Origin of the sequence: Iodobacter violaceini (assembly GCF_011601265.1) — a bacterium.
Taxonomy (GTDB): domain Bacteria; phylum Pseudomonadota; class Gammaproteobacteria; order Burkholderiales; family Chitinibacteraceae; genus Iodobacter; species Iodobacter violaceini.
In genome coordinates this window covers 1-244 of sequence record NZ_JAAOLX010000059.1, presented here as the reverse complement: position 1 = coordinate 244, position 244 = coordinate 1, and the positions used below count along the sequence as shown (strand labels likewise).

1 protein-coding gene is annotated in these 244 nt (G+C 57.0%); it reads right to left on the bottom strand.

All coding sequences use genetic code 11. The features are described from left to right. Window positions 1–244, bottom strand: a 244-nt coding sequence (locus HA050_RS21845; RefSeq protein ID WP_166830597.1) for a hypothetical protein, incomplete at both ends; no start/stop codon positions are given.

Here is a 244-nt window from a genome sequence, read left to right as displayed (position 1 = left end):
ACGCCGCCAATGGTCAGAGGAACGGTTTCCGGAGTGATTTCAACCAGCGCGTCATCCACGGTTGGCAGAGTAACGGCGAAGTTGGTCACGCCTGCAGGCACGGTGATCAGACCCGTAGTTGCGTTGTAAGTGACGCCATTGCTGAAGGTGGCTGTGCCGTAATCGGCTGCACTCGCTGATCCGCCACCCAGGTTAAAGGCATAGGTTTCTGGTTTGGTGGTGGCGGTGCTGAGCGAAACATTGA